Genomic DNA, 20,795 nt, shown 5'->3' with positions numbered 1-20,795 from the left:
GGAGGGAGCACCACACATGGCGACCGTGACCGTCATCGGTGCGGGGGTCGGCGGGCTCGCCACGGCCGCCCGGCTCGCCGCCGCCGGGCACCGCGTCACCGTGTTCGAGCAGGCGGCCGTGGCCGGCGGCAAGCTCGGCCGGCATGAGCGGGTGACCGGGGCCGGCACGTTCCGCTTCGACACCGGCCCGAGCCTGTTCACGCTGCCGCAGGTCGCGACGGAGCTGTTCGCGCACACCGGCGGCCCCGCGCCGGAGCTGGACCTGGTCGCGCTGGATCCGCTGGTACGGCACCGCTTCCCCGACGGCACGACCCTCGACTCGTGCGCCGGGGCCGGGTTCGCCGACCGGATCGGCGACGCGTTCGGCGCGCCGGCGGCCCAGGACTGGCGCCGGCTGTGGCGGCGCGCCGCCCGCGTCTGGGACACCTCGTGGCGGCACGTGCTGACCGCCCCGGTCGACAGCCCGCTGCGGCTGGCCGGCCTGGCGTGGCGGCTCGGCGACCTGGCCGCGATCGCGCCCGGCCGGACCCTGCGCGGCCTGGGCCGCCGCCACCTGCGCGACCCGCGGCTGCGGATGCTGCTGGACCGGTACGCCACCTACACCGGCGCCGACCCGCGCCGGGCGCCGGCCGCGCTGCTCGCGATCCCGTACGCGGAGCTGGAGTTCGGCGGCTGGTACCTGCGCGGCGGCCTCGGCACCCTCGCCGACGCGCTGCTCGCCCGGTGCGCGGCCCTCGGCGTCACCGTCCACCTCGGCACGCCCGTCGAGTCGGTCCTCGTGGAGGGCTCCCGGGCCGCTGGGGTCGTCCTCGCCGGCGGCACCGCGGTGCGCAGCGACCTGGTCGTCGCCAACGCCGACGCCCTGCACGTGTACCGCGACCTGCTGCCGTCGCCGCGCCGCGCGGCCGCACTCGCGCAGCGCAGCCTCGGCGGCTTCGTGCTGCTGCTCGGCGTCCGCGGCACGACGCCGCAGCTGGCGCACCACACGGTGTTCTTCCCGGACGACTACGACGCCGAGTTCGACGCGATCTTCGGCGACCCGGCCCGGCCGCCCGCCGACCCGACGGTGTTCGTCACGTCGGCCGCCGACCCCGCCGCCCGCCCCGACGGCCACGAGGCATGGTTCGTGCTGGTCAACGCCCCGCCGCAGGGTGCCTTCGACTGGCGCGCGCCCGGCGTCGCCGACGGGTACGCCGACCGGGTCCTCGCCGTCCTCGCCGCCCGCGGCGTCGACGTCCGGGACCGGCTGCTGTTCCGCGACGTGCTGACCCCGGCGGACCTGGAGACCGCGACCCGCTGCCCGGGCGGCGCGATCTACGGCACCGCCAGCCACGGCCTCACCGGCCTGCTCCGCCCGCCGAACCGCGGCGCGGTCCGGGACCTGTTCCTGGTCGGCGGCTCGGTCCACCCCGGTGGCGGCCTGCCGCTGGTGATGCTGTCCGCGAAGATCGTCGCCGACCGCATCGGCGCGGCGTAGCGGCGGCCGGCGCGGCGGCTGAACGGGCGCACGGCTCAACGGGCGCACGGCTCAACGGGCGCACGGCTCAACGGGCGCACGGCTCGACCGGCGCGCGGCTCGACCGGCGCACGGCTCGACCGGCGCACGGCTCGACCGGCGGGTCTGGCACGGCCCGGGCCGTCGCGCGGCGCTCAGCCGGCGCCGACGCTCAGCCGGCGCGGCGGCCGGTCCGGTCGCGCTGTCAGGACAGGGCGCGGCGGACGCCGGCGATGAGCTGGACGAACCCTGCGGCGCCCAGCACCGCCATGACGACGAGCACCGCCAGGGCCGCCGTGTCCTGCCAGCGCCCGGCGAGGGCCGCGACCCCCACGGCGAGCAGCCCGAAGATCGTGACGAGGACCCGCGTCGGGCGCTCCGCGACGGTGACCGTGCCGATGTCGGACATGCCGGCGACGGTGGCGCGGGCTCGCACGTACTCATGCAGCCACATCAACGCGCAGCAAGCCGCGGCGAGCCAGGCCGGCCCGCCGAGGATGACCAGCGCCAGGAGCCAGCACGCCTCGGCGACCCGGTCGGCGGCGGAGTCGTAGACCTGGCCGAGGCGGCTCGCCCGGCCGGTGACCACGGCGAGGACGCCGTCGACGGTGTCGGCGACCGCGGACAGCAGCACCAGCACCGCCCCCGCGAGCGCCCAGCCGCGGCCGCCGGCCACCGCGACGGGCACCGCCGCCGACAGCAGGAGCCCCAGCACGGTGACGGCGTTCGGGCTGCGGACACCGATCCGGGTGAGGGCGGCGCCCAGCTCGTACGAGATGCGCAACCAACCCCGCACGAGCGGCGACGCCGACCTGGGGTCATATCCGCCGTGCGCCGCCGCCCACCGCTCGGCGTAGCCGTCCCAGTCGCGGACGTCAGACGCGTGCGCCGACACCGAGCTGCTGCCAGACCTCTCGCGTGGCCGTCGACCGGTTGAGCGTGATGAAGTGGATGCCCGGCACGCCTTCGTCGAGGAGCCGCTCGCACATCTCGCTGGCCAGGTCGATGCCCAGGCGGCGGACCGCCTGCGGGTCGTCGGCGACGCGGTCGAACCGCTCGGCCAGCGCGGGCGGGAACGGCGCGCCCGACAGCTGCTGGGAGCGGGCGATGGTGCCCATCGCGGTGACCGGCATGACCCCGGCGACGATCGGGGTGTCGCACCCGGCCGCCGCGACCCGGTCCCGCAGCCGCAGGTAGTCGTCGGCGTCGAAGAACATCTGGGTGATCGCGAAATCGGCGCCGGCGCGACATTTGCGGACGAAGTTGGCGGTGTCGGACTCGATGTCGGGTGAGCGCGGGTGCTTGTACGGAAACGCCGCCACCCCGACGCTGAAGTCGCCGGACTCGCGGACGAGCCGCACCAGCTCCTCCGCGTAGAGCACCCCTTCGGGGTGCTGGACCCACTCCCCCATCGGGTCGCCCGGCGGGTCGCCGCGCACCAGCAGGAAGTTGCGGATGCCGGCGCCGGCCAGCTGGCCGATGACGTTGCGCAGCTCGGCCACGGAGTGGTTGACGGCGGTCAGGTGCGCCATCGGCAGCAGCGTCGTCTCCGTCGCCACCCGCTCCGTCACGGCGACGGTGGTGTCCCTGGTGGTGCCGCCGGCACCGTACGTGATGGAGACGAACGACGGCCGCAGCGGCTCCAACTCCCGGATCGCCTGCCACAGCTGGCGCTCTCCTTCGGGGGTCTTCGGCGGGAAGAACTCGAACGAGAACGTCGGCGCCGCCCCGGCGACCAGGTCACCGATCGCCGCGGGCCCGCCACCCATCACAGAAGGAAGTCCAGAAGCCACGCCCTGACTGTAGTGCCCCGGACGCCGCGCCCGGGAGCGCCGTGGCCGCCGAATCATGTCGTACCTGTGGGGTAGAAAGGCGTTGGACGGTTCGACGGTCGGGGGCTACGCGAAGCCCGCGGGCGTCGAGGCGTCCTGCTGGGCCGCGAGCGGACGGGGGTCGCTGGTTCCAGGAGGTCGTGACCGATGTCCCAGTGGATCGACCCGCCGGCGGGCCCGGGTGACTCGCTCGGCGTGCTGCTGACCCGATTGCGCCAGGCGCAGGGCAAGTCGCAGGTGCGGCTCGCCGGGCTGCTGTGCGCCGCGTCGGGGCTGCCGACGCTGACCCGCCACGAGATCTCCAGGTGGGAGCGGGAGGAGCGCGTCCCGAGCCGGCTGTGGCTGGGCTGGCTCGCGCTCGTGCTCGACACCCCGCTCGACGACCTGGAGCGCGCCGCGGCGCTGACCCGCCGGCGGAGGGAGCCGACCATGACCTTGACCACGACGACCACCACAGCCGGGACGGCCGGTTCGCTGAAGGGCGGCCCGCCGGGGGCGGCGGAGGAGATCGGCGGCTTGTCCGGCGTTCGAAGCCGGGCCGAGGCGGGTGAGATCGGCGCGGTCGGTGGGATCGAAGCGACCGTTGAGACCCGCACGAGCGGCCCGCCGGGTGTGAGGGCCGCTACGGACACGGCGGCAGGGACGGGAGCCGCGGCGCGAATGGGCGCTGCGGCGCCGGCCGATGCTCCGGCGCGGGTCAGCGTCGCGGCACAGGCAGGTGACACGGCGCGGGGTGGACGCGATCGGGCGGCTCGCGTCGTGGCGGATCGACCTGGCCCGACTGCGGACGGCGGGCCGGACCGGCGCGGGGCCACCGCCGGGCCGCGGCATGCCGCCCAGGTGCGGTCCGCGGCGGAGCCACAGCACACCGCCCAGGTGCGGTCCGCGGCGGAGCCACAGCACACCGCCGAGGTGCGACCTCTGGCCGAGCCGCGGCACGCCGACCGGTCGCGGCGTGTCGAGGATCTGCGGCGCGTCGAGGATCTGCGGCGCGTCGAGGATCTGCGGCGCGTCGAGGAGTTGCGGCGCGTCGAGGAGTTGCGGCGTGTCGAGGAGTTGCGGCGCATGGACGACATGGTCGCCGGGCCGGAGCTGCTCGCGGCGGTGGTCGCCGAACTGCGGGCGGCCGCCCGTGACACGGCTGCTGGGAAAGGGTCGGCGGCGCGGGTCGCGGAGCTGACCCAGCTGCACGCGTGGGTGGCCGCCGACGCCGGGCGGCGGCTGCAGGACGGCGTCGTGTGGCAGGGGGTGCGGGCGGCGCTCGCCGCCGGCGACCGGGTGCTCGCCGGGCACTTGCTCGGCTGCCATGCGCACCTGGTCGCGGAGCGCGGCGACGGCTTGGCCGCCGTGCGGTTCGCGACGGCCGCCGAGCAGGTCGCGGCCGGCAGCGACCCGGCGACGGCGACGGTGCTGGCGTTGCGGGTGGCGTTCGCCGCGGCACGGGCGGGCGACCGGCGCGCCTGCGACGCGGCCCTGGCCAGGGCGGAGGCCGCGCACGGCCGCTTGGTGTCCGGTGACGACGCGCAGGGCCGGTGGGTATCGGGTAAGGACGCGCGGGCGTGCGCTGGTGTGCGGCCGCCGTGGTTGTACTGGCTCGATGCCGCGCACGTGGACGCGCTTGTGGGTATGTGTCTTGCCGGGTCGGGGCGGCCCGCTGCGGCGCTGGTGCGGCTCGCGGCGGCGGCACGGTCGCCGACGGTGCGGCTGCGTGCCGCCGGGCTGGTGGGCGCTGCCATGGCTCAGGCGCATCTTGCCGCCGGTGACCTCGATGCCGCCTGTGCCGCTGCGACGGTGACGCTGCTCAGGTGTGTGGACTCGGGGTCGTTCCGGGTGCTGCACCGGCTGCGGCGGATCGAGTCCGCGCTGCACGCCGCCGCTGGGAGCGGCCCGCCGCCCGGGGCGTTGCGGGCGTATGCGGACCTGGCGGAATCGGCCGCGCCGTACCTGCCGGGCGCCGCGCCCGTCACCGTCCAGCCGGTGCCGGATCCAGCCGTCCAGCCGGTGCCGCACCGTGCCGTCCAGCCGGTGCCGCACCGTGCCGTCCAGCCGGTGCCGTCCTCAGCGGTCCCGCCGGTGCAGGACCCCGCCGTCGAGCCCGTGCCGGTTCCAGCCGCCCAGCCGGTGCAGGACCCCGCCGTCCAGCCGGTGCCGGTTCCAGCCGCCCAGCTGGCACCGAGCTGTGCCGTTCAGGTGGTGCCGGTCAGCCGGGCCGCCCCGATCAGCCGGGGCGGTCTCGGCGGTCCGGGGGATCTGCGGAGAAGGGCGGCGAGCTGATGCCCCACCACCACCACCTCGGTCACGTTCCGTGAAGAGACCGATTCGTTCCGTCGCTTCGGGCCGGCTCGTGTCCCTCGGCGGGGCGAGCGGGGGTGGGTCGGATCGGCAGAGGTGGGGACCGGCGGGGCGGGCGCGGGCGTTTCGGGCTAGCGTCTCTGCCGTGAGCCACCCCTTCCTGGACCGGGCCGACCTTCGTACGCGGGTGCGGCAGGCGCTCGGCGACTTCCTGCACCGGCGGCGGACCCGGCTGGCCGAGATCGAGCTGGAGGCCCTGGCCCCGGTCGCGGACGCGGTCGAGGCGCTCGTGCTGCAGGGCGGCAAGCGGCTGCGGCCGGCGTTCGCGTACTGGGGGTACCGCGGAGCCGGCGGCCCCGACGAGGACGCGGTCGTGGCGGCGGTGGCGGCGCTGGAGCTGGTGCAGGCCAGCGCGCTGATCCACGACGACGTCATGGACGGGTCGGAGACGCGGCGCGGGGAGCCGGCGGTGCACCGCAGGTTCGCGACGCTGCACGAGGAGGCGGGCTGGCGGGGTGACCCGGCGGGGTTCGGCACGGCGGCCGCGATCCTGCTCGGGGACCTGTGCCTGGTGTGGTCCGACGAGATGCTGCATGCCAGCGGTGTCGCGCCGGAGGCGTTGGGGCGGGCGCGGCCGGTGTTCGACGAGATGCGCACCGAGGTGACGATCGGGCAGTACCTGGACGTGCAGACGCAGGCGACCGGGGACACGTCGACGGCGCGGGCGAGCCTGGTGGCGCGGTTCAAGTCGGCGAAGTACACGATCGAGCGGCCGTTGCTGCTGGGGGCGGCGCTCGCCGGGGCGTCGCAGACCCTCGCGAAGGCCTACGAGGGGTACGGGCTGCCGCTCGGCGAGGCGTTCCAGCTGCGCGACGACGTGCTCGGGGTGTTCGGGGACCCGGCGGTGACGGGCAAGCCCGCCGGGGACGACCTGCGGGAGGGCAAGCGCACCTACCTGATCGCGGCGGCCCTGGAGAACGGGGCGCCGGCCGCGGTGTTCGACGAGCTGCTCGGCAACCCGGAGCTGGACGCCGGCGGGGTGGCCCGGCTCCGGGAGGTGATCGTGGACAGCGGGGCGCTGCGGCGCACCGAGGACAGGATCGGGCACCTGACCGGGGAGGCCCTGGCGGCGCTGGACGGGGCGCAGGTCACCGAGGAGGCGCGGGAGGTCCTGACCGGTCTGGCCCAGGCGGCGACGCAGCGGACAGTCTGACCCACAGCGACAGGGTCACCACGATGAGGGCGAAGCCGAACGCGAGGTCCTCGATCGGGGCGTACACGAGCCGGATGCCGAGGATGTCGTCCGGGTTGTAGAGGACCACGCCCCGCCCGGTGAGCACGCCGTTGGAGAGCAGCTGGAAGCCGAAGATGATCGGGTACGTGCACCAGAACACGCGCCCGAGGACGATCCGGCTGCGCAGCACGAACACGTCGATGAGGACCGCGACGAGCACGCCCAGGCCGGCCGCCGCCGTGTAGGTCACGACCGCCGCCCCGCGGGCCGCGGCGTCCGCCGCACCCCGGTCACGGCCGCCGCCGGGCGGCGAGGCGCAGCAGGGTCTGCCGGGTCGCCTCGAAGCCGAGGATCGCACAGACCGGCACGACGAGGAAGAACAGGACCTCCTCGAGGGGCAGGCCGCCCGGGAACACGACGCCGAGCATCTGCGCCGGGTCGAACGTCCAGTGCCCGGCGCGGATCGCGAGCAGGTCCCACACGACGAACACGGCCGCGACGGGCGCGATGGTCAGGGTGAGGCGCCGCACCTGCCGGAGCACGCCGACCTTCAGCAGCGGCTCGAGCCACAGCGCGCCGAACAGGCAGCCGGCGAGCACCAGCAGGTACGTCAGGTGCTTGAGCACCGTCAGAAGCCCAACGCCTGCGCGCGGCGCTTGACCTCGGTCGCGCGGTTGCCGCGCAGCGCCTCCGCGGGCGTGCCCGGCAGGGTGTCGTCGGGCGTGTACAGCCACCGCAGGGCCTCTTCGTCGTTGTACCCAGCGTCGTGCAACACCGTGAGGACGCCGGGCAGGTGCTTCACCACGCCGTCGTCGCTGATGAAGTCGGCCGGCACGCGCAGCACACCGTCGGTACGGACGGCGAGGATCTTGCGCTCCCGGACGAGCTGGTGCACCCGGTTGACCGGGATGCCGAGGCGTTCAGCGACGTCGGGCATGGTCAGCCACTCGGTTGGGCCCACAGGTTGTTCGGTCACAGGGAACACAGTGCCATGTCGCTGCGACGACAACTGACGGAGGGGAACGGCTGTGGGGCTCTGGCTCAAGGTCCACCGTGAGGTCACCGGTGCCTGGCGCTCCGCGTGCTACGACGTGTACCGGCAGGTGAGCCGCCGGAAGCTGGCGCAGCTGCTGACGCAGGAGACCGCCGAGTTCGCGCCGCGGCACCGGGCACCGGCCGCGCCGCGCCGGCCGCGCCGGGTGGCGGCGACCAGCGGGGTCGCGCTGCTCGTGGCTGGCGGGGCGGCCGGGACGTACCTGGCGGTCGCCGGCAGCCTCACCGCGCTGCGCACGCCGCCGCCCGCGCCGGCCGCGGCGGCCGGCGCGGCCGGGCCGGCGGTCACCGCGCCGGACGTCACCGGCGGCGGGCCGGCCCAGCCGACGCAGGCGCAGCCGACCCAGGCCCGGCCGCAGGTGCGCCGGTCCGCGCCGCCGCCGGTGCTGGCCATGCCGGCGGTGCCGCCGCCCGCGGGGCGGCCCACGACGAACACCCCGGAGAGCACGCCGACGCCGGCGGCCAGCTCCAGCCCGGCCCCGTCGGCCAGTGCGTCACCGTCCGCATCGGTGCCGTCGCCGACACGCACGGCCTCAAAGACCCCGAAACAAGGACAAAGCAGTGTCGGTATGGCAGGACGCTGAGGAATCCGGTTCACCAGCCGTACACTCGCAGCCAATGGATACCACGGTCGCCGATCCCCTCCTCGGTGCGCTTGTAGACGGGCGCTACCGCGTTCGCTCCCGTGTCGCCAAAGGCGGCATGGCGACGGTCTACACCGCTCTCGACGAGCGGCTCGAGCGCACCGTCGCCCTCAAGATCATCCATCCGGCGCAGTCGCACGACCCGCAGTTCGTCAACCGGTTCACCGACGAGGCGAAGACGATCGCGCGCCTGACGCACCCCAACGTCGTCGCCGTGTACGACCAGGGCACCCACCACGGCCTGCCGTACCTGGTGATGGAGTTCGTGCGGGGCCGCACGCTGCGCGAGGTGCTCGCCGAGCGCCGCCGCCTGCAGCCGCAGGAAGCCCTCGCGATCATGGAGCAGATGCTGGCCGCGATCGCCGCCGCGCACCGCGCCGGCCTCGTGCACCGGGACGTGAAGCCGGAGAACGTCCTGGTCGCCGAGGCGCCCGGCGACACGCACAACCTCATCGACGGCGTGGTCAAGGTCGCCGACTTCGGCCTGGCCCGCGCGGTCGAGGCGAGCGCCGACGAGACCGGCTCGCACCTCATGGCCACCGTCGCGTACGTCGCGCCGGAGCTGGTCACCGACGGGCACGCCGACCCGCGCACCGACGTGTACTCCGCCGGCATCGTGCTGTTCGAGATGCTCACCGGCCGGGTGCCCTACGAGGCCGACCGTCCCGTCGAGGTCGCGTGGCAGCACGTGGACCGGGACGTGCCGTTCCCGTCGCGGTACACCCCGGGGCTGCCGGCGGCGGTCGACGACCTGGTGACCAGGGCGACCCGCCGCGACCCCGGCGCCCGACCGACCGACGCCGGCGCGATGCTCGCCGAGGTGCAGGCGGTCCGCGAGGACATCGGCGTCGAGCTGGCCACCCGCTCGCGGCCCCTGGCACAGCCGACGGTGATCGTGCCGCAGGTCGAGTCGGTGCCGCAGTCGCACAACGTGTACCGCACGGGCTCGGTCGAGCCGGCCCGCCCGTCCTGGTCGCGGCTGCCCACCCCGGCACCGGCGCAGCAGGTGGCGCGGCGCCGCCGGGCGCAGGAGGAGCCGGACGGTCCCGCCGCCCGGCTCACGGAGCTGCTCGCGCAGATCAACGCCAACCCGCGGACCCGCCTGACGGTGATCGCGGCGATGCTCACGCTGGGCCTGCTCGTCGCGGTCGGCGGGTACTGGATCGGCGTCGGCCGGTACACCGACACCCCCGACCTGACCACGATGAGCAGCGACATGGCCGGCCAGCAGGCGCGGGCCGCCGGCTTCAAGGTCAAGTTCGGGCCGCCGCGGTTCGACACGAAGATCGCCAAGGACAAGGTCCTCGCGCAGGACCCGCCGGCACACTCACGCATCCTGGACGGCGGCACGATCACGCTGACGCTGTCGCTCGGCCCCGAGATCCACAAGGTCCCGGACATCGCCGGCAAGGAGTACGACCTCGCCCTCGTCGACGTCCAGGCGACCGGGCTGCAGGCGGCCCGCGCCGAGAAGTTCGACGACGCGGTCCCCGCCGGGTACGTGATCGAGACCGAACCGAAGATCGGCACCGAGGTCAAGCCCGGCTCGACGATCAAGGTCTTCGTCAGCAAGGGCCCCAACCCGGTCAAGGTCCCCCTCCTCATCGGCAAGAACGTCGAGGAGGCCAAGCAGGCCCTCGCCAAGGTGAAGATCACCGTCGGCAAGATCGAGCCCGTCGACAGCGACAAGCCCAAGGACGAGGTCGTCTCGCAGAGCATCGGCGACGGCAACAGCGTCACCGACGGCATGGTCATCGACCTGCAGATCTCGAAGGGCCCGGCGCTGCTCACCGTCCCCGAGGTCCGCAACCAGCAGCTCGACCAGGCCAAGCAGATCCTGGAGTCGATGGGCTTCACCGTCGACGCGCAGGGCTTCGGCACCGTGCGGCAGATGGACCCGCAGCCGGGCACGCAGGTCCCGCCGGGGACCCGGATCCGCCTGCTGGCGTACTTCTAGTGGTCGCGACGACACCGGTCGGCGGGCGCAGGCCCGCCGCCGGCGGCACCACCCGGGCCAGCAAGCCCGCGACCGTCAAGCCCGCCGCCGCTGTCAAGCCCACGGGCGCCGTCAAGCCGCCCGCCGCGGCCAAGCCCGCTGCCGAAGTCGGCTCCGCCGAGCAGGACGCGGCCAGGCAGCGGGACGCCGGCACGGCCGGGCTGACGCCCGTCGGCGGGCACGCGCCGGCCGCCGGCGGCCTGGCCAGGGCGTCGTTGCGCTACGTCGAGCAGACCGGCGCGACCGCCGTGCAGGTGTACGTGTCCAACCCGCGCGGCTGGGCGCTCACCGACGGCGACCCGGACCAGGACGCCGCGTTCCTCGACGGCTGCGGCGAACGCGGCGTCGCCGCCTACATCCACGCCGCGCTGCTGGTGAACCTCGGCTCCCCCACCGCCGCCACCGTCGAGCGGTCGGTCGCCTCGCTGGAGCACGCGCTGCGCCGCGGCAAGGCGATCGGCGCCCGCGGGGTGGTGTTCCACGCCGGCTCGGCGGTCGACGCCGGGCACGCCGACAAGGCCCTGGACGTGGTCCGTGACGTGCTGCGGCCGCTGCTGGACCGGGCGGTGCTGGAGGGCTGGCCGCCGCTGCTGGTCGAGCCGAGCGCCGGGGGTGGCCGTTCGCTGGCGTCGCGGGTCGAGCACCTGGAGGCGTACCTCGCCGCCGTCGACCACCATCCGCACCTCGGGGTGTGCTTCGACACCTGCCACGCCTGGGCCGCCGGTCACGACCTGGCCACTCCGGGCGGCATGACCGCGACCCTCGACGCGCTGGTCCGCGCGACCGGCCCCGGCCGGCTGCGGCTCATCCACGCCAACGACTCGAAGGACGCGTGCGGCTCGACCCGGGACCGCCACACGTCGCTCGGCAAGGGCACGATCGGCGCGGCGGCGTTCGCGGAGCTGGCCCGGCATCCGGCGGCGGCGGGCGTACCGCTGATCGTGGAGACCCCGAGCGGCGAGCTGTCCGCCGACCACGCCGCCGACATCGCCCTGCTCCGCGCCGGCCTGCGCTGAGACAGTGCCGGCGCGGCCCGGGTGAAGCCCCAGGTCAGCTCAGCAGCTTGGTGAGCACCGACACGGTCGTGGCGACGTCGTCGTCGGTCAGGTCCAGGTGCGTGACGAGGCGCACCGTGCGCACCCCGAACGGCGACACGAGCACGCCCAGCTCCCTGGCCGCCGCGGTCAGCCGCGCCGCGTCGAGCGGCGCGTCGCGCAGGTCCAGCAGCACCAGGTTCGTCTCGACGCGGGCCGGGTCGACGACGCCGAGCGGGGCCAGCCCCGCCGCCAGCTGGCGGGCCCTGGCGTGGTCGTCGGCGAGCCGGTCGATGTGGTGGCGCAGGGCGTACAGGCCGGCGGCGGCGAGGATGCCGGCCTGGCGCATCCCGCCGCCGAGGCGCTTGCGGATGAGCCGGGCCTCGGCGATGCGGGCGGCGGAGCCGATGACCAGCGAGCCGACGGGCGCGCCGAGGCCCTTGGACAGGCAGACCGACAGGGTGTCGAAGAGCCGCCCGTACTCGGCGAGGGGCACGCCGGTGGCGACGTGCGCGTGCCAGATGCGGGCGCCGTCGCAGTGCAGCAGCAGGCCGGCGTCGTCGCAGACGGCCCGCAGCCGCCGCAGGGCCGGCAGCGGGATGACGGTGCCGCCGCCGCGGTTGTGGGTCTGCTCGACCGCGACGGCGCGGGTCGGGACCGTGTAGCCGCCCGGCGGGCGGATCATGCCGGCGACGACCTCGGGGTCCAGCGCCCCGCCGAGCGCCGGCCACGTGCGGGTGGAGATGCCGCCATACGCCGCGGCCGCACCCATCTCGTACGTGACGACGTGCGCGTCGGCGTCGCACAGCAGCTCCTCGGCGCGGGGCACGACGAGCTGCAGCGCGATCTGGTTGGCCATGCAGCCGGACGGCGTGAACAGGGCCGCCTCGTGGCCGAACAGGGCCGCGGCGTACTCCTGCAGCTCGTGCAGCGACGGGTCCTCGTCGAAGACGTCGTCGCCGACCGGCGCCTCGGCCATGGCGGCGCGCATCGCCGGCGTCGGCCGGGTCACCGTGTCGGAGCGCAGGTCCGCGACCCGGGCGTCAGCCACGCAGCATCTCCGCGACGAGGAACGCCAGCTCCAGCGACTGCTGCGTGTTGAGCCGCGGGTCGCAGGCGGTCTCGTACCGGCCGGGGAGGTCCTCGTCGACGATCGCCTGGGCGCCGCCGAGGCACTCGGTGACGTCCTCGCCGGTCAGCTCGACGTGCAGGCCGCCGGGGTGCGTCTCCAGCTCGCGGTGGACCTCGAAGTAGCCGAGGACCTCGTCGACGATCCGGTCGAAGTGCCGGGTCTTGTACCCGTTGGACGACTCGTGCGTGTTGCCGTGCATCGGGTCGCACTGCCACACGACGCGGCAGCCGGCGGCGGTGACCTTCTCCACGATCGGCGGCAGCGCGTCGCGGACCTTGTTGCTGCCCATGCGGGCCACGAACGTGAGCCGGCCCGGGATGTTGTCCGGGTTGAGCTTCTCGAACAGCTCGAGGGCCTGCTCGGGGGCCGTGGTCGGGCCGAGCTTGACGCCGATCGGGTTCGCGATGCGGGACATGAAGTCCACGTGGGCGCCGTCGATCTGCCGGGTCCGCTCGCCGATCCACAGGAAGTGTCCGGACAGCCCGTACGGGCGGCCGCCGGCGATGCGGGCGAGGGGGCGCTCGTACTCCAGCGCGAGGGCCTCGTGCGAGCAGTACAGGGTGACGGTGCGCAACGCCTCGTCGTCGTTGACGCCGCAGGCCTGCATGAAGCGCAGCGCCCGGTCGATCTCGCGGGCGATCGCCTCGTAGCGCTGCCCGGCGGGTGACGTGACGACGAAGCCCTTGTTCCAGTCGTGCACGGCGTGCAGGTCGCCCATGCCGCCGCCCAGGTAGGCACGCAGCATGTTCATGGCGCTGGACGAGTTGGCGTAGGCGCGGACCATGCGCTGGGGGTCGGCGACGCGCGCCTCCGGGTCCTGGTCCAGCGAGTTGATCATGTCACCGCGGTACGCGGGGAGCCCGAGCGAGTCCAGCGCCGCGGAGCGGGGCTTGGTGAACTGGCCGGCGACCCGGCCGAGCTTGATGACGGGCAGCGACGCGCCGTAGGTGAGCACGACGGCCATCTGCAGCAGGGTGCGGGCGTTGGCCAGGACGTGCGCCTCGGTGTTGTCGGCGAACGTCTCGGCGCAGTCGCCGCCCTGCAGCATGAACGCCTTGCCGTCGGCGACCAGCGCGAGCCGCTCGCGCAGCTGGTCGACCTCGTAGGGCGCGACGATCGGCGGCACCGAGGACAGCAGCTTGCCGACCTCGTCGACCGCCTGCTGGTCCGGCCACGGCGGGGTCTGCGCCCGGGGCAGGGTGCGCCAGTGGTCGAGACCGAACTCGTCGTCCTCGGAGTTGCCGGCGACGGCGACTCGGGAGATCTCGGGTCCGGGGTATGTGAAGTGGTGCCACTCCTGCCGCATACCTCGAAGCGTACCGACCTCTCAGGACCGGCGGTCGTCGCCGTCCCGCCGGTCCTAGAAACTGAGAGTCACATGTTGATCATGTGCCCGGCCAGGCCGTGGATGGCCTCCTTGACGGCCTCGCCGAGGGTCGGGTGGGCGTGCACGTTGCGGGCGACCTCGTGCACGGTGAGGTCCCACTGCTGGGCGAGCGTCAGCTCCGGCAGCAGCTCGGTGACCTCGGGGCCGATGAGGTGGGCGCCGAGCAGCTCGCCGTACTTCGCGTCACTGATGATCTTCACGAAGCCGGTGGCGTCGCCGAGGCCGTGCGCCTTGCCGTTGGCGGTGTAGGGGAACTTCACCACCTTGACGTCGAAGCCCTGCTCGCGGGCCTGCGCCTCGGTCCAGCCGAAGCTCGCGACCTGCGGCTGGCAGTACGTGGCGCGCGGGATCATGACGTAGTCGAGCTCCATGGTCTCCGCCCCGGCGATCGTCTCCGCGGCGATGATGCCCATCGACTCGGCGGCGTGCGCGAGCATCAGCTTCGCGGTGACGTCGCCGATGGCGTAGATGTGCGGCACGTTGGTGCGCAGCCGCCCGTCGACCGCGATCGCGCCGCGCTCGGTGAGGGCCACGCCGGTCTTCTCCAGGCCGTACCCCTCGACGCGGGGCTGGAAGCCGATCGCCTGCATCAGCTTGTCCGCCTCGAGCACCTCCGTCTTGCCCTTGTTCGAGACGGTGACCTTCACGCCCTCGCCGGTCTCCTCCACCGACTCCACGCGGGTGGAGGTGAGCACGGTGATGCCGAGGCGCTTGTAACGCTTCGCCAGCTCGGCGGAGACCTCCTCGTCCTCGAGCGGGACCATCCGGTCGAGGAACTCCACGATGGTGACCTTGACGCCGTAGTTGTGCAGCACATACGCGAACTCGACGCCGATCGCGCCGGCGCCGGCGATGATGATCGAGGACGGCAGCTCCTCGCTGAGGATCTGCTCCTCGTAGGTCACCACCCGGTCGGACCGCGAGGTGCCGGGCAGCAGCCTGGTGGTGGCCCCGGTGGCGATGATGCAGTTGGCGAACGTGACGGTCTCGTCGCCGACCCGCAGCGTGTGGTCGTCCACGAAGACGCCCTTGCCCTGGTACTGGCGGATCTCGTTCTTCTTCATCAGGTAGTGCACGCCCTTGACCCGGCCGTCGGCGACCTTGCGGCTGCGCTGGAACGCCGCACCGTAGTCGAAGGTCACCGACCCCTGGATGCCGAACGTCTTGGCCTCCGCGGTGAAGATGTGCGCCAGCTCCGCGTTGCGCAGCAGGGCCTTGCTGGGGATGCAGCCGACGTTGAGGCATACGCCGCCCCAGTACTTGTCCTCCACGATCGCGGTGCGCAGGCCGAGCTGCGAGGCGCGCACGGCGGCGGTGTAGCCGCCCGGACCGGCGCCCAGCACGACGACGTCGAAGTGTTCGGTCTGTTCAGTAGTCACAGCCAGTCCTTGCGTTTGAAGGTGAGGTACAGCGTCACGGACAGCACCACGATCAACGCGGCGGAGGTCACGAAGCCTGAGCGGTGCTCGAAACCCGGAAACGGCAGATTCTGCCCGTAGTAACCCGTAACAGCGGTGGGCACCGCGATGATGGCAGCCCAGCTGGTGACCTTCTTCATGATGTTGTTCATCCGGTTGCCCTGCACCGCCAGGTTCGACTCCAGGATGGTCGCCACGAAGTCGCGCAGGCTCTCGGTCCATTCCGTGACGCGCAACACATGGTCGTACAGGTCCTGGTAGTAGGGGGCGATCTCCTCGTCGACGAGCTTGGCCCGGGTCAGGCCGTTGACCACCTCGCGCATCGGCAGCACGATCTTGCGCAGGTGACTGAGGCCACGCCGCAGCCGGAAGCTGCGCTGCTGCACCTCCCGCACCGCCTGCGGGGTCTCCTCGAAGAGTTTGTCCTCAAGCGCCTCGAGCGCGTCGTCGAGCTCCTGCACCGCGTCGAAGTGCCCGTCGACGACCACGTCGAGCAGCCCGTGCACCAGGTACGCGACCCCGTGCGGCGCCAGCTCGGCCGTCGCGTCCCACCGGCGCACCACCGAGTCCACGTCGAAGCCGTCGCCGTGCACCGTGACCAGCGCCCGTGGCGTGATGAACGCCGACACCGGGCACACCGTCAGCTCGCCCGGCCCGCTGTCGAAGCTGGCCTGGTACGCGCTGAGGAACAGGTGCCCCCGGTAGTGCCCGAGCTTCGGCCGCTCGCGCGGCGACGACGCGTCCTCGATCGCCAGCTGGTGCAGCCCGAACTCCTCCTGCACCTGGTCGTACTGCTGCGGCGTCGGCGACTGGAGATCCAGCCACACGACCGTGCCCTCGGCCGCGAGGTGCTCCGAGATATCGTCGATCGGGAAATCCTCGGCCACGAGGTCACCGTTGCGGTAGAGCCGCGTGCGCGCCATGCCGTCATCCAACCAGAAGGAGGCAGGTGTGGCAGGCTTCGGCGCCGCGACACAGGTCCGCGCCACCGGCGACGGCGGCTTCGACGCCGAGCTGGATCCACTGTGGACCGTCGGCGGCAAGCCCAACGGCGGCTACCTGCTGGCCATCCTCGCCCGCGCCGCCATCGGGTCCGCCGCCACCCACCCCGACCCGCTGTCGGCGAGCGCGGTGTACCTCTCCCCGCCCGACCCCGGCCCGGCCGCCGTCACGGTCGAGGTGCTGCGCACGGGGCGCTCCGCGACCCAGGTCCGGGCCCGTCTGACCCAGAAGGACCGCACCTGCGTGGAGGCCCTGTTCACGCTCGGCACCCTCGCCGCCGCGGCCGCGCCCCGCTGGGTCGACGCCGCACCCCCACCGGTCCCGGCCGCGGACACCCTGTCCCGCACGCCCGCCCAGGCCCCCGGCACCGGCCTGCGCATCGACATGCTCGACCAGTTCGAGCAGCGCATCGACTGGCAGGGCGTCGGCGACCCACCCGGCGAGCTGCGCGGCTGGCTCCGCCTGCCGGACGCGCCCTGGGACCCGGTCTCGCTGCTCTTCGCCGCCGACGCCTTCCCGCCGGCGACGTTCACCCTGGGCAGCAACGGCTGGACCCCGACGCTGGAGCTGACGGTGTACGTCCGCGCGCTGCCCGCCCCGGGCCCGCTCCGCGTCCGCCAGCGCGCCCGGCTGCTCACCGACACCTTCGTCGACCAGGTCTGCGAGATCTGGGACGCCGACGGCCGGGTCGTCGCCCAGGCCACCCAGCTCGCCGCGTACCGCATGCCCCCGGCCTGACCGCCCACGCCCCGGGCCACGTCGCCCAGCCCCCGGGCACGTGCCGGAGCCGGCCAGGTACTCCGCCAAGCCCAGCCCGCTGAGGAACGGCGCCCACCACGACTCCGCCAAGTCCAGCCCCTAACGGAAGCCCAGCCACGACGGCGCTAGGAAGCGCAGCGCCCGATCCCCCCAGTCCAACCGGCCTGCAAGGTGCGACCGCAGGGAGCATGGGGGCCGCGGGTGGGAACCCCCGCCGCGCGCCGCCCGCGGCGCGCAGCCAGCACAGTGCCCCGCCAAGTCCAGCCCCTAACGGAAGCCCAGCCACGACGGCGCTAGGAAGCGCAGCGCCCGATCCCCCCAGCCCAGCCGGCCTGCAAGGTGCGACCGCAGGGAGCATGGGGGCCGCGGGTGGGAACCCCCGCCACGCGCCGCCCGCGGCGCGCAGCTGACACAGCACAGCAACAGGCCCCCGCGCCGCTTGCGACGTGGGGGCCTGTTTGAAAAGAGTTAGTGCTTGACGCGCTTGCGCACGGTCTTGCTGGCGGTCCGCCAGGCGTTGACCGCACGCTGGCGCGGCGTCGGCTTCCGGCGGCGCCGCACGACCGTCACCACCGCAACGATCACGGTGGCCACGCCCGCGGCGGCGGTCACCAGCGGAACGGGCCGACGGCGTGCCACGTCCTTGCCCTGCTCGGCCAGGTCGGCCGCGCGCTGCTTGGTCTTGGCGGACATCGTGTCGACCGTGTTGCCAAGGTCGTTGCGCGTGTCGGTGGCGGTGCCACCGATCGTGCTCCCGTTCGCATGTGTGACGCTCATCGCTGCCCCTTTCTCTCTCTGAGCGTCAGGTTGCCCAGCGACGGGCCGGCTCAATCAGGTCAATGTTGTGACGATCGGCGCATGGTCCGACGTCACTACCCCGCCGACGCTGACGTCGGTGCAGGTCAGCCCCCGGACGAGGACGTGGTCGATCTGCTTGACGGGGCGGTCGGCGGGGAACGTGCGCACGGGGCGGAACGCGGCGAAGCCGTCGGCGTACCCGGCGGCGGCGAACGCCCGCATGGACGCGTCGCCGGGTTCGATGTTGAGGTCGCCGGCGATGAGGGTGGGCCGGCCGGCACCGAAGCGGGTCGCGAACGCGGCGATCTCGCCCACCTGGACGAGGGGTTCGGCGTCCGGGGGCGGCTGGATGTGGGTGGAGACGACCGCGATCTCCCGGCCGCCGAAGCGCACGACGACGCCGAGGGCCTGGGCGCCGGTCGGTGCGCCGGCGGCGGTCAGCGGCACGGTCTCGACGGCGCCGACGGGCAGGTCGGTCAGCACCGCGTCGCCCCAGACGGCGTCGGCGGCCGGGGCGAACCAGTACCGCATGCCGAGCTCGGCGGCGAGGACGCTCAGGTCGTCGTGGCCGCCGTTGAGCAGCCAGGCCCGGTCGACCTCGGACAGGACCACCACATCCGGGTCCGACGCGGCGATGGCCCGGGCGGCGGCACCGGGCCGGTAGGTGCCGTCGAGCCCGAAGCCCATGCGGATGTTGTACGCGACGAGCCGCAGCCCCCGTCCTGGCTCGGCGACGGCGGAGGCGGCCGGTGCCGTGGTGACCCCGAGCAGCGGCACGAGCAGGCACACGGCGAGGGCGGCGAGCCCGGAGCGCCAGGTCAGCCCGACCGCGGGGGTGCCCCGGCCGGCCCGCAGCAGGACCGCCGCGGGTCCGGCGGCCACGGCGAGGGGCACCCACTGGTTGGGGTAGCCGAGGTCGTACGCCGCGTAGTACGCCACGGCGGCGACGGCGAACACCACCATCCCGCCGAGCGCGGCGTACCCGGCCCGGGGTCCACGCCCGGCGTCCTGGTCGGGTGCGGCGTCGGCCTCGGCGGCGCGGAAGGCCCGGCCGAGGGCGCCGCAGCCGAGCAGCAGGGCGAGGAACAGCCCGTCGGGGCCGCCGTACCCGAACAGGGCCGCGGCGGCGAGCAGCAGCACCGCGGCGAGGACCCGGTCGACGCGGCCGCCGAGCCGCCCGGTGGCGCCGGCCAGAAACCCGGCCACGGCCAGGCCGAGCAGCAGCTCCGGCAGGGCGGGCGGGGCGGTGGTGGCGACGGGCTCGAACCGGTACGACACGGCGACCGTGGCCACCGCCGGTGACAGCGCGAACATCCCCGCGAGCAGCATGGCCGGCCCGGCCAGGAACCAGGCCCCGGCGGAACTGCGCCCGGGCGCGGCGCGGCGTTGGTACCAGAGCAGCACCAGGCACTCCAGGGCCACGATCGGCGCGGCCCACCAGCGCGACTGCCAGCTGAGGTCGACGGTGCGCAGGGCGGCGTGCTGCAGGGCGGCGGCGGCCAGCCCGAACGGCACCCCGGTGGCGGCCGGCCCGCCGCGCACCGCGCTCGCGGCGAGCCAGCAGAGCCCGGCGAGCAGGCCCACGGAGGCGACGTACAGCTGCGGCTGCCCACCGTGGACGAACACCAGGGCGAGCCGGGCGGCGGCGAGACCGGCGGCGCCGGCGAGCGCGACCTTCGCCGCGTCCCACCGGGCGGCGAGCGGCACGACCGCGAACGGCACCAGGAACCACAGCAGGGCGAACGCGCCCATGAGCTCCGCCGGCGTGGAGGCCGCCTGCCCGAAGATCGTGATGATCGACGGGAGCCAGACCCGCAGCAGGTCGGTCAGGAGCAGGGTCCCCGCGGCGACGGCGAGGACGCGGGGGTCAGTCCTCGCGAACGACAACCTGGACGGCGGCGTCATCGTCGAGACGATAGCCGACGCCGCGCACGGTGGCGATGATCCGGGCGGCCTCGCCGAGCTTGACCCGCAGGCGCCGCACGTGGACGTCGACGGTGCGCTCGGTGCCGACCATGTCGTAGCCCCACACCTGGCGCAGCAGCTGCGCGCGGCTGAACACGCGGCGCGGGTGCTCGCACAGGAACAGGAACAGGTCGTACTCGCGGCGGGTCAGCGGCACGGGCGCGCCGTCGCGCAGGACGAGCCGGGAGCCGGTGCACAGGTACAGCGACGGGGCGTCGGGTGCGGCCGCGCCGATCCGCTTGACCCGGGTGGTCTCGGTCGCGCCGCTGGCGGCGGGCTCGGGGGCCTCGACCAGCCGCAGGTTGCGCCCGGTGTGCTGGGACGGGCCGTGCTGCAGCGTGTGCGCCGGTGCCCCGGTGCGCGGCAGCGCGGCGCTGGTCTGCGGGCCGCGCTGGATCTGCTGCTTGGCCTGGCTGGCGGCGAGCGCCTCGAGGTCGCTGATCAGACGGGACGCCTCCGGTGGGAGCTCGTCGCCGTTGAGGGTGATGTGCACGGTGATGGTGACCACCGACGGCGTCACCTCAGGAGCGCCGACGACCGAAACGGCCATTTTCATTTCCTCTCGAAAAGCCTTTGGAATGACGCCGAATCAACGGTTAGCCGCTCTACAAAGGCCGTCGAAATGGTGTGCACGCCGCGAGACCCAGAGTGGGTCAAGGAGTACCTCTTGGCACATGGGACCGACCTTACCAGCATCGTCACGCCCCGCGACAGTGCTGTTACCTGCCGCACAGAATAGATCGATGACAATTTG

At 74.0% G+C, this 20,795-nt stretch carries 19 protein-coding genes; 6 read left to right on the top strand and 13 right to left on the bottom strand.

All coding sequences use genetic code 11. The features are described from left to right. Positions 1–16 precede the first annotated feature (16 nt). Positions 17–1,477 (top strand): phytoene desaturase family protein, encoded by a 1,461-nt coding sequence (locus tag OP18_RS30805; RefSeq protein WP_033362562.1) that lies wholly within the window; start codon positions 17–19, stop codon positions 1,475–1,477. Positions 1,478–1,700: 223 nt separating this feature from the next. Here the strand turns inward: OP18_RS30805 and OP18_RS30800 are convergent, their stop codons facing one another. Together OP18_RS30800 and metF are read right to left on the bottom strand one after the other, a co-directional pair. Further along, a complete protein-coding gene (locus OP18_RS30800; protein ID WP_033362561.1) occupies positions 1,701–2,390 on the bottom strand; it encodes a CDP-alcohol phosphatidyltransferase family protein in 690 nt (229 codons plus the stop codon). Continuing rightward, a complete protein-coding gene (gene metF / locus OP18_RS30795) occupies positions 2,371–3,288 on the bottom strand; it encodes a methylenetetrahydrofolate reductase [NAD(P)H] (RefSeq protein ID WP_033362560.1) in 918 nt (305 codons plus the stop codon). Before metF ends, OP18_RS30800 begins: the two co-directional genes overlap by 20 nt. A 186-nt stretch (positions 3,289–3,474) precedes the next feature. Here metF and OP18_RS60990 point away from each other — a divergent pair, with 186 nt between their 5' ends. Together OP18_RS60990 and OP18_RS30785 are read left to right on the top strand one after the other, a co-directional pair. Then, positions 3,475–5,601 carry a helix-turn-helix domain-containing protein gene (locus tag OP18_RS60990; RefSeq protein ID WP_033362559.1) on the top strand — a complete coding sequence of 709 codons (2,127 nt, stop codon included), beginning with the start codon at positions 3,475–3,477 and terminating at the stop codon, positions 5,599–5,601. Positions 5,602–5,779: 178 nt separating this feature from the next. After that, positions 5,780–6,832, top strand: coding sequence for a polyprenyl synthetase family protein (locus OP18_RS30785; protein ID WP_033362630.1), 1,053 nt, complete (start codon positions 5,780–5,782; stop codon positions 6,830–6,832). On the opposite strand, the gene OP18_RS30780 is transcribed toward OP18_RS30785, so the two are convergent. The 4 genes from OP18_RS30780 to OP18_RS57775 all read right to left on the bottom strand — a co-directional run bounded on the left by OP18_RS30780 (position 6,768) and on the right by OP18_RS57775 (position 8,435). Beyond that, the gene (locus tag OP18_RS30780) at positions 6,768–7,103 is read right to left on the bottom strand and encodes a lycopene cyclase domain-containing protein (RefSeq protein ID WP_052387586.1); all 336 of its coding nucleotides are present in this window, start codon (positions 7,101–7,103) and stop codon (positions 6,768–6,770) included. The two genes, OP18_RS30785 and OP18_RS30780, sit on opposite strands and share 65 nt — an antisense overlap. A gap of 40 nt (positions 7,104–7,143) precedes the next feature. Further along, complete coding sequence (locus OP18_RS30775) at positions 7,144–7,479, bottom strand: lycopene cyclase domain-containing protein (RefSeq protein WP_052387585.1); 336 nt, start codon at positions 7,477–7,479, stop codon at positions 7,144–7,146. 2 nt (positions 7,480–7,481) lie between these two features. Next, the gene (locus OP18_RS30770) at positions 7,482–7,838 is read right to left on the bottom strand and encodes an Rv2175c family DNA-binding protein (protein ID WP_052387584.1); all 357 of its coding nucleotides are present in this window, start codon (positions 7,836–7,838) and stop codon (positions 7,482–7,484) included. A gap of 99 nt (positions 7,839–7,937) precedes the next feature. Beyond that, on the bottom strand, positions 7,938–8,435 hold the full coding sequence (locus OP18_RS57775; protein ID WP_033362557.1) for a hypothetical protein: 498 nt from the start codon (positions 8,433–8,435) through the stop codon (positions 7,938–7,940). An 89-nt stretch (positions 8,436–8,524) separates the two neighbouring features. Between OP18_RS57775 and OP18_RS30760 the strand changes: the two genes are divergently transcribed. Both OP18_RS30760 and OP18_RS30755 read left to right on the top strand, forming a co-directional pair. Continuing rightward, positions 8,525–10,507, top strand: coding sequence for a Stk1 family PASTA domain-containing Ser/Thr kinase (locus OP18_RS30760; protein WP_033362556.1), 1,983 nt, complete (start codon positions 8,525–8,527; stop codon positions 10,505–10,507). A 200-nt stretch (positions 10,508–10,707) separates the two neighbouring features. Continuing rightward, positions 10,708–11,562: a deoxyribonuclease IV gene (locus OP18_RS30755; protein ID WP_033362627.1), complete on the top strand. Its 855-nt coding sequence runs from the start codon at positions 10,708–10,710 to the stop codon at positions 11,560–11,562. A gap of 34 nt (positions 11,563–11,596) precedes the next feature. On the opposite strand, the gene OP18_RS30750 is transcribed toward OP18_RS30755, so the two are convergent. The 4 genes from OP18_RS30750 to OP18_RS30735 all read right to left on the bottom strand — a co-directional run bounded on the left by OP18_RS30750 (position 11,597) and on the right by OP18_RS30735 (position 16,440). Further along, a complete protein-coding gene (locus tag OP18_RS30750; protein WP_033362555.1) occupies positions 11,597–12,631 on the bottom strand; it encodes a threonine aldolase family protein in 1,035 nt (344 codons plus the stop codon). Then, positions 12,624–14,018 (bottom strand): class II 3-deoxy-7-phosphoheptulonate synthase, encoded by a 1,395-nt coding sequence (locus OP18_RS30745; RefSeq protein WP_033362554.1) that lies wholly within the window; start codon positions 14,016–14,018, stop codon positions 12,624–12,626. Before OP18_RS30745 ends, OP18_RS30750 begins: the two co-directional genes overlap by 8 nt. 68 nt (positions 14,019–14,086) lie before the next feature. Continuing rightward, positions 14,087–15,478 (bottom strand): dihydrolipoyl dehydrogenase, encoded by a 1,392-nt coding sequence (lpdA, locus tag OP18_RS30740; RefSeq protein WP_033362553.1) that lies wholly within the window; start codon positions 15,476–15,478, stop codon positions 14,087–14,089. Further along, entirely contained in the window at positions 15,475–16,440 is a 966-nt protein-coding gene (locus OP18_RS30735) for a magnesium transporter CorA family protein (protein WP_033362552.1), read from the bottom strand. The genes lpdA and OP18_RS30735 overlap by 4 nt, the downstream gene beginning before the upstream one ends. Before the next feature lie 28 nt (positions 16,441–16,468). Here OP18_RS30735 and OP18_RS30730 point away from each other — a divergent pair, with 28 nt between their 5' ends. Continuing rightward, positions 16,469–17,257: a thioesterase family protein gene (locus OP18_RS30730; protein ID WP_033362551.1), complete on the top strand. Its 789-nt coding sequence runs from the start codon at positions 16,469–16,471 to the stop codon at positions 17,255–17,257. Between the two features lie 489 nt (positions 17,258–17,746). Here OP18_RS30730 and OP18_RS30725 read toward each other — a convergent pair whose 3' ends face one another. The 3 genes from OP18_RS30725 to OP18_RS30715 all read right to left on the bottom strand — a co-directional run bounded on the left by OP18_RS30725 (position 17,747) and on the right by OP18_RS30715 (position 20,591). Then, positions 17,747–17,971 (bottom strand): hypothetical protein, encoded by a 225-nt coding sequence (locus OP18_RS30725; protein ID WP_156089907.1) that lies wholly within the window; start codon positions 17,969–17,971, stop codon positions 17,747–17,749. A 138-nt stretch (positions 17,972–18,109) separates the two neighbouring features. After that, positions 18,110–19,981, bottom strand: coding sequence for an endonuclease/exonuclease/phosphatase family protein (locus tag OP18_RS30720; protein WP_052387583.1), 1,872 nt, complete (start codon positions 19,979–19,981; stop codon positions 18,110–18,112). Beyond that, a complete protein-coding gene (locus OP18_RS30715) occupies positions 19,944–20,591 on the bottom strand; it encodes a winged helix-turn-helix domain-containing protein (protein WP_156089906.1) in 648 nt (215 codons plus the stop codon). The genes OP18_RS30720 and OP18_RS30715 overlap by 38 nt, the downstream gene beginning before the upstream one ends. Between the last annotated feature and the right edge of the window lie 204 nt (positions 20,592–20,795).

It is taken from the genome of Dactylosporangium aurantiacum (genome assembly GCF_000716715.1).
Classification (GTDB): Bacteria; Actinomycetota; Actinomycetes; order Mycobacteriales; family Micromonosporaceae; genus Dactylosporangium; species Dactylosporangium aurantiacum.
The sequence above is the reverse complement of the archived record's forward strand: the minus strand, read 5'-3'. Positions and strand labels throughout refer to the sequence as shown.

Coding starts and splice junctions, on each gene's coding strand:
- OP18_RS30805 (WP_033362562.1), top strand. CDS start 17: ATGGCGACCGTGACCGTCATCGGTGCGGGGGTCGGCGGGCTCGCCACG.
- OP18_RS60990 (WP_033362559.1), top strand. CDS start 3,475: ATGTCCCAGTGGATCGACCCGCCGGCGGGCCCGGGTGACTCGCTCGGC.
- OP18_RS30760 (WP_033362556.1), top strand. CDS start 8,525: ATGGATACCACGGTCGCCGATCCCCTCCTCGGTGCGCTTGTAGACGGG.
- OP18_RS30745 (WP_033362554.1), bottom strand. CDS start 14,018: ATGCGGCAGGAGTGGCACCACTTCACATACCCCGGACCCGAGATCTCC.
- OP18_RS30735 (WP_033362552.1), bottom strand. CDS start 16,440: ATGGCGCGCACGCGGCTCTACCGCAACGGTGACCTCGTGGCCGAGGAT.
- OP18_RS30725 (WP_156089907.1), bottom strand. CDS start 17,971: ATGTCCGCCAAGACCAAGCAGCGCGCGGCCGACCTGGCCGAGCAGGGC.
- OP18_RS30720 (WP_052387583.1), bottom strand. CDS start 19,981: ATGACGCCGCCGTCCAGGTTGTCGTTCGCGAGGACTGACCCCCGCGTC.
- OP18_RS30715 (WP_156089906.1), bottom strand. CDS start 20,591: ATGGCCGTTTCGGTCGTCGGCGCTCCTGAGGTGACGCCGTCGGTGGTC.